The organism is Arenimonas malthae CC-JY-1, assembly GCF_000747075.1.
GTDB classification, from domain to species: domain Bacteria; phylum Pseudomonadota; class Gammaproteobacteria; order Xanthomonadales; family Xanthomonadaceae; genus Arenimonas; species Arenimonas malthae.
Window position 1 is genome coordinate 1 of record NZ_AVCH01000019.1, and the last position, 6,263, is coordinate 6,263.

Below are 6,263 nucleotides of genomic sequence, written 5' to 3' on the forward strand. Positions count from 1 at the left end.
GCCCCGGGGTAGGAAGCGGACCACGCCGGCGCCGGCGGAGCTCCGGCGCCACGCCGGGCGGAACGGCGATGGGTCCGGCGCGGGCGGCTGGCGAGACTGGTCCTGCCGTCGCCATCCGGCCCGGCGCCAAGCCAACCAAGGACCCGCCATGACCAAGACCACGACCCTGATCACTTCGCTGCTGCTGTCGGCCTTCCTGGCTGGCGGCGCCTTCGCCGCCGAGAAGGTGGACATCAACCAGGCCGACGCGGCCACCCTCGACCGCGTGCTCGACGGCGTCGGTCCCGCCAAGGCCGAAGCCATCGTCGCCCACCGCAAGCAGCACGGCGCCTTCCGCAGCGCCGACGAACTGGCCGAGGTGAAGGGCATCGGCCTGTCGCTGGTGGAGCTCAACCGCGACCGCATCAGCGTGGGTGCCGGCGCCGCCAAGTCGCGCGCCCCGGCCGTTGCGCCCGCGCCCGCCGCGGGGCCCGCCGGCGGCGAGTGAGCCCGGTTCTCCCGGATCCCCCTTGGCCCGGCCTCGGCCGGGCCCTTTTTCCCCGCGAGGAGTTCCCATGCCCCCGCCGATGCCGGTGCACGACCGGCCCGACCGCGGACTGCGCAGCATCCGCCTGGAGCGGCGTTCGGTGCCCGGCAGCACCTACCTGCTCACGGTGGCCACCCTGTACCGGCGGCCGGTGTTCCTGGACGACGAGGCCGCGCGCGCCGTCTGCCGCGTCCACACCGCCCAGTGGCCCTGGCGCGACAGTGCGGTGCTGGCCTGGGTTCTGATGCCCGACTACTGGCAGGGCCTGGTGACGCTGGGCGAGCGCGACAGCCTGTCCACGCTGGTCGGGCGCTTCAAGGCGCTCACGTCGCGGGCCGTGCAGGGCCACCATCGCGTCAACGGCTGGCTCTGGGGGCGCGGCTTCAACGACCGCGTGCTCGGCCCCGACGAAGACGCCATGGCGGCGGCCCGGCATCTCGTCGGTTTGCCGCTGCGTGCGGGGCTGGTGGTGCGGCTGGGAGACTACGCCTACTGGAATACCGCCTGGCTGTTTCCCGGCGAGGCCTGAAGCCGCTGCGCTAGACTGCGCGGCATGATCCTGCCGCGTTACCGCATCGCCCCCTCGCGCATCCCCGGCGCCGGCCAGGGCCTCTACCTGGAAGAACCGGTGGCCCGCGGCCGCATCGTCGTCGCGCCCGACGCCATCCCCGCCACCTTCGGCTGGGACGAGGTGCGCGCGCAGCCCGATCCGTCGGCGGCCATGGCGGCGGCAGTGCGCTGGTTCGAGGACCGCTACACCATCAGCCTCGACTGGCCGGACGAGTGTTACCTCAACCACAGCTTCGAGCCCAACGGCCTGTGGCACCTGGGCTTCGTATTCGCCGCGCGCGACCTGGAGGCCGGCGAGGAGCTGACGGTGGACTACCGCCACCTGCTGCCCGAGGGCGAACCCGAGGCCTTCCGCGATGCCGCCACCGGCCGCGAGATCATCGGCTTTTCCTGGGCCGAGTCGCTGGCCAGCTCCACCCGCGCCCTCGCGGCGCTGCAGGCGGCCTGATGCGCCTGCTGCACCTGCCCGCGCACGAGTACCGCCGCGAGCGCTGGCGCAACGAGCGCGGCTGGACGCGGGAAATCCACCGCCATCCCGAAGGCGCCGCCGACTGGCTCTGGCGCGCCTCGATCGCCGAGATCGACCAGGACGCGCCGTTTTCCGCCTTCCCCGGCTGCGACCGCGAACTGGTGCTGCTGGCGGGCGAGGGCATGCACCTGCATTTCGACGACGGCGAAACGCACACCCTGCTGCCGCCGCACGACCGGCTGCGTTTCGCCGGCGAACGCCCGCTGCGCGCCGAGCTGCTGTCCGGCCCCACCCACGACTTCAACCTCATGTGGCGCCGCGACGCGGTCGAGGCCACGCTGCTGCACCGGCCGCTGGTGGGGCCCATGGTGTTCTTCGCCGAGCCGGGCGTGACCTGGCTGGCGCACCTGATCCGCGGCCAGGCCTGGTTCAAGGACCTGGCCCGGCCGCTGCGGCTGGAGCAGGGCGACAGCGTGCTGCTGCTGCCCGACCCCGACGGGCCCTCGCGCCTGATCCTCGAGGGCGGCGGCGAACTCCTGCTTGCAAAACTGCGTCCCGGCGCCGCGACGACGGCGATTTGAGTTCGGTCAAGCCGGTTTCGCCCGCGAGGCCTTAGCCTGCACGCCTTCCCTGGATTCGAGGCGGAAAGGCCCCATGCCAACGGTGCTGTTCGAGCGCGACGACCATCGCGTGGTGGTGTTCAACGACCTGGTGCGCGGCGACGACGGCGTGCAGGCCAACCAGTTCCTCGTCCAGCACGGCAACCAGTCGGCGCTGGTCGACCCGGGCGGCGCCCTGCTGTACACGCCGCTCACCCTCGCCCTGAGCCGCTACCTGCAGCCCAAGGACCTGACCTACATCCTGGCCTCGCACCAGGACCCGGACATCATCGGCGCGGTCGACCGCTGGCTGATGTACACGGGCGCCACGGTGGTGTGTTCGAAGCTGTGGGGCCGCTTCGTCCCGCATTCCGTGCCGCATTACCAGAAGAACGCCGGCGTGGACCGCTACCTGCTGCTGGACGACGACGGCGGCCTGGTCCCGATGGGCGGCACCGACCTGCTGGCCCTGCCGGCGCACTTCCTGCACTCGGTCGGCAATTTCAGCTTCTACGACCCGACCAGCCGCATCCTGCTCTCGGGCGACGTGGGTTCTTCGCTGGTGCCCTCGGGCGCGCCCTACGAGCCGGTGGAGAACTTCGGCCCGCATTCGAAGACCATGCTCGGCTTCCACCGCCGCTACATGGCCTCGCGCCGCGTCGCGCGGCTGTGGGTGGCGATGGTGCGCGAACTCGACCCCGAGTGGATCGTGCCGCAGCACGGCCTGCCGATGCGCGGCGCGGCGATCGGCGACTTCCTGTCGTGGCTGGAGAACCTGGACTGCGGCACCGACCTGCTCGGCCCCGCCGACTACCGCATCCCGCGCCGTTCGGCCGCCTGAGCGGCGCTCAGCGGTCGTCGCGGGTCCAGACCGCGCCGTCTTCCACCTTCACCGGGAACTTCGCCACCGGCGAGTAGGCCGGGGCGCAGAGCGCTTCGCCCGTGCGCAGGTCGAAGCGCGCGCCGTGCAGGGTGCACTCGACCTGGCCGTCGCTGAAGACGCCGGCGCTGAGTTCGAAGTCCTCGTGCGTGCACTGGTCCTCCACGGCGTAGAAATCGCCGTCGAGGTTCACCACCAGGATCGGCGTGTCGCCGTCCCAGGCCACCTTCGACTCGCCCGGCAGCAGCTCGGACGTGGCGCAGACGCGCACCCAGCCGCTCACAGCGCCTTCTCCAGCACCTCGAAGCGCAGGTCCGGGCGCAGCGGGATGCCGAAGCGTTCGTCGCCGTAGGGGAAGGGCTTGGTGACGCCGGTGCGGCGGTAGCCGCGGCGTTCGTACCAGGCGATGAGCTCGTCGCGCACGTCGATCACCGTCATGCGCATCAGCGCCATGCCGTAGTCCTGGCGGGCGATGCGCTCGGCTTCGGCCATCATCGCCTTGCCCAGGCCGCTGCGCTGGAGCGTGGGCGCCACCGAGAACATGCCGAAATAACCCGCGCCGTCTTCCACGGCCACGTGGGCGCAGGCCACCAGCGCGTCGCCCCGGAAGGCCAGCAGCACCTGGCTCTGCGGCCGGAGGATGTTGGCCAGCACGTCGTCGGCATTGGTGCGGCGGCCGTCGAGCAGGTCGGCTTCGGTGGTCCAGCCGGCGCGGCTGGCATGGCCCCGGTAGGCCGACTCGACCAGCGCGACGACGGCGTCCACGTCGGCCGGCGTGGCGGCGCGGAACGCCAGCGGCGGCAGCCAGTTCGTGCCGGGTTCGGAAGGGGCCTGCCAGTTCATGCGGGTGGTCCGGGGGTCAGAGGAGGAGCTTGCGCACCTTTTCGATGCCGGCGGCCAGCTGCTCGACCTCGACGTGCGTGTTGTAGAAGGCCAGCGAGGCCCGGCAGGTGGCCGGGATGCCGAAGTGGGCCATCAGCGGGTGCGCGCAGTGGTGGCCGGAGCGCACCGCGATGCCCTCCAGGTCGAGCAGGGTGGCCAGGTCGTGCGCGTGCGCGCCTTCGACCAGGAAGCTGATCACCGCGGCCTTGCCCGGCGCCGTGCCGAAGATGCGCAGGCCGGGAATGGCCGACAGGCGCTCCGTGGCCATGGCCAGCAGCGCCTGTTCGCGCGCCTCCACCTCGGCCATGCCGATCGCCTGCAGGTAATCCACCGCCGTGCCCAGCCCGACCACGCCGGCGATGTTGGGCGTGCCCGCCTCGAACTTGTGCGGCGGGTCGTTGAACACCGTGCCCTCGAAGCGCACTTCCTTGATCATCTCGCCGCCGCCCAGGAAGGGCGGCATCTCGCGCAGGTGCTGGCGGCGCGCCCAGAGCGCGCCGGTGCCGGTGGGGCCGAGCATCTTGTGGCCGGTGAAGGCGTAGAAGTCGCAGCCCAGCGTCGGGATGTCCACGGCCCGGTGCGGCAGCGCCTGCGAGCCGTCCACCAGGGTGGGAATGCCGCGCTTGCGCGCCTCGCGGCAGATCTCCGCCACCGGATTCACCGTGCCCAGCACGTTCGACACGTGCGTGAAGGCCAGCAGCTTCACCTCGGGCGTCAGCTTGGCGCGCAGGTCGTCCAGGTCGAGCGCGCCCTCGGGCGTCAGCTCGACCACCTTGATCGCGGCGCCGGTGCGCTGGGCCACCAGCTGCCAGGGCACGATGTTGGCGTGGTGCTCCATGCGCGTGAGCAGGATCGCGTCGCCTTCCTTCAGTCGCGGCAGCGCCCAGCTGTAGGCCACCAGGTTGATGGCGAAGGTGGTGCCCGATGTGAGCACCAGTTCGTCGCGCGGCACGTTCACGAACGCCGCCAGCTTCGTGCGCGCGCCTTCGTAGGCCTCGGTGGCCTCGCTGCCCAGCGCATGCACGGCGCGCGACACGTTGGCGTTGTGCTCGCGGTAGAACTCGTCCACCGCGTTGATCACCTGCTGCGGCTTTTGCGAGGTGTTGGCCGAATCCAGGTACACCAGCGGCTTGCCATGCACCTGGCGGGTGAGCACCGGGAAATCGGCGCGGATGCGCAGCCAGTCGGGGCGGGGGCTCATGCGGCGTCCTTGCGTTCGAGGCGGGCGGCGACGGCGGCGCCCAGGCTTTCGGCCAGCGCGGCGTCCTGCAGCATCGCCAGCGGCTCGCGCAGGAAGGCCTGCACCAGCAGTGCGCGCGCCTGTCCACCGGGGATGCCGCGGCTGCGCAGGTAGAACAGCGCGGTCTCGTCCAGCCGGCCCACGGTGGCGCCGTGCGCGGCCTTCACTTCGTCGGCGTGGATGACCAGCACCGGCTGGGTGTCGATCTCGGCGGCGTCGGAGAGCAGCAGGTTCTTGTTCGACAGCTCGGCCTCGCTGCCGTCGGCGCCGGCGCGGATCTCGATGCCGCCGTGGAAGGCGGCGCGGCCGCGCTGGTCGGCCAGGCCGCGCCAGGGCAGCTCGCAGCGGGTGTCGCGGGCCTGGTGGGTGATGCCCAGGCGGGTGTCGAGCTGGCGGCGGCCGTCGGCGAGCAGCACGCCGCCGGCGTGCACCGCGGCGCCTTCGCCCTGCAGGGCCACGTTGAGTTCATGGCGCGACAGGCCGGCGCCCAGTTCAAGGTCGGCGCGGCGGTACGTGGCGTGCGAGGCCAGCACCGCGTCGGTGCGCGCGAACAGCGTGGCGCCCGCGTCCTCGTCCTGCAGCCGCGCGTGCACCAGCCGGGCGCCGCCGGCGAGGTGGGCGTGCAGCACGTGGTTGGCCAGGTGCCGGTGCGCGCCCAGGCCCAGGTGGTGTTCCACCAGCGTGAGCGAGGCGCCCTTGCGCAGTTCCACCAGGTGGCGCAGGTGCGGCGCCAGGTCGGCGCCCGCGGGCGTGCCCACGAACACCAGGTGCAGCGGTACGGACACGGCGGTATCGGCCTGGATGCGCAGCAGCGCGCCTTCGGTGGCCAGCGCCGCGTTCAGGCGCGCGAACACTTCGTCGGCGCGCTCGAAGCGGCGGCCCAGCACCGACACCGCGCGCGGGTCGTCGCCGGCCAGCGCCTGCGACAGCGGCCGCAGCTCCACGCCCGGCGGCAGGCCGGTGGCATCGGACAGCGTGGCGTCGAAGGCGCCGTTGACGAACACCAGCCGCGGCGCGGGAATGTGCGCCAGCGCGGCGGCGTCCACGCTGGCGGGCGCAGCGGCGGCGGCGAAACCACGCGCCGACAGCGCGCGCAG

Annotated in this window: 9 protein-coding genes; 5 read left to right on the forward strand and 4 right to left on the reverse strand. The window is 72.5% G+C overall.

The annotated features are described in order from the left end of the window. The first annotated feature begins 148 nt into the window (after nucleotides 1–148). From N790_RS02000 to N790_RS02020, 5 genes are all read left to right on the forward strand, one after another. Nucleotides 149–487 (forward strand): ComEA family DNA-binding protein, encoded by a 339-nt coding sequence (locus N790_RS02000; protein WP_043800118.1) that lies wholly within the window; start codon nucleotides 149–151, stop codon nucleotides 485–487. A 67-nt stretch (nucleotides 488–554) separates the two neighbouring features. Then, nucleotides 555–1,055, forward strand: a complete 501-nt coding sequence (locus N790_RS02005) for an REP-associated tyrosine transposase (RefSeq protein ID WP_084062512.1) — start codon at nucleotides 555–557, stop codon at nucleotides 1,053–1,055. A gap of 24 nt (nucleotides 1,056–1,079) precedes the next feature. Then, a complete protein-coding gene (locus tag N790_RS02010; RefSeq protein WP_043800121.1) occupies nucleotides 1,080–1,544 on the forward strand; it encodes an SET domain-containing protein-lysine N-methyltransferase in 465 nt (154 codons plus the stop codon). Then, nucleotides 1,544–2,146 carry a HutD/Ves family protein gene (locus tag N790_RS02015; RefSeq protein ID WP_043800123.1) on the forward strand — a complete coding sequence of 201 codons (603 nt, stop codon included), beginning with the start codon at nucleotides 1,544–1,546 and terminating at the stop codon, nucleotides 2,144–2,146. The genes N790_RS02010 and N790_RS02015 overlap by 1 nt, the downstream gene beginning before the upstream one ends. A 73-nt stretch (nucleotides 2,147–2,219) precedes the next feature. Then, nucleotides 2,220–3,005: an oxygen-binding di-iron domain-containing protein gene (locus N790_RS02020; RefSeq protein ID WP_043800125.1), complete on the forward strand. Its 786-nt coding sequence runs from the start codon at nucleotides 2,220–2,222 to the stop codon at nucleotides 3,003–3,005. Between the two features lie 7 nt (nucleotides 3,006–3,012). Here N790_RS02020 and N790_RS02025 read toward each other — a convergent pair whose 3' ends face one another. From N790_RS02025 to sufD, 4 genes are all read right to left on the reverse strand, one after another. Next, the gene (locus tag N790_RS02025; protein WP_043800127.1) at nucleotides 3,013–3,327 is read right to left on the reverse strand and encodes a non-heme iron oxygenase ferredoxin subunit; all 315 of its coding nucleotides are present in this window, start codon (nucleotides 3,325–3,327) and stop codon (nucleotides 3,013–3,015) included. Continuing rightward, nucleotides 3,324–3,848, reverse strand: a complete 525-nt coding sequence (locus N790_RS02030; RefSeq protein WP_043800133.1) for a GNAT family N-acetyltransferase — start codon at nucleotides 3,846–3,848, stop codon at nucleotides 3,324–3,326. Before N790_RS02030 ends, N790_RS02025 begins: the two co-directional genes overlap by 4 nt. 55 nt (nucleotides 3,849–3,903) lie before the next feature. Further along, nucleotides 3,904–5,127: a cysteine desulfurase gene (locus tag N790_RS02035; RefSeq protein WP_043800129.1), complete on the reverse strand. Its 1,224-nt coding sequence runs from the start codon at nucleotides 5,125–5,127 to the stop codon at nucleotides 3,904–3,906. Next, nucleotides 5,124–6,263, reverse strand: a 1,140-nt coding sequence (sufD, locus tag N790_RS02040; RefSeq protein WP_043800131.1) for a Fe-S cluster assembly protein SufD, incomplete at its 5' end; no start/stop codon positions are given. The genes N790_RS02035 and sufD, both read right to left, overlap by 4 nt.

What these genes read in the sequence shown, in the direction of transcription:
- N790_RS02010 (WP_043800121.1), top strand. Translation starts at nt 1,080, where the DNA reads ATGATCCTGCCGCGTTACCGCATCGCCCCCTCGCGCATCCCCGGCGCC.
- N790_RS02015 (WP_043800123.1), top strand. Translation starts at nt 1,544, where the DNA reads ATGCGCCTGCTGCACCTGCCCGCGCACGAGTACCGCCGCGAGCGCTGG.
- N790_RS02000 (WP_043800118.1), top strand. Translation starts at nt 149, where the DNA reads ATGACCAAGACCACGACCCTGATCACTTCGCTGCTGCTGTCGGCCTTC.
- N790_RS02005 (WP_084062512.1), top strand. Translation starts at nt 555, where the DNA reads ATGCCCCCGCCGATGCCGGTGCACGACCGGCCCGACCGCGGACTGCGC.
- N790_RS02020 (WP_043800125.1), top strand. Translation starts at nt 2,220, where the DNA reads ATGCCAACGGTGCTGTTCGAGCGCGACGACCATCGCGTGGTGGTGTTC.
- N790_RS02035 (WP_043800129.1), bottom strand. Translation starts at nt 5,127, where the DNA reads ATGAGCCCCCGCCCCGACTGGCTGCGCATCCGCGCCGATTTCCCGGTG.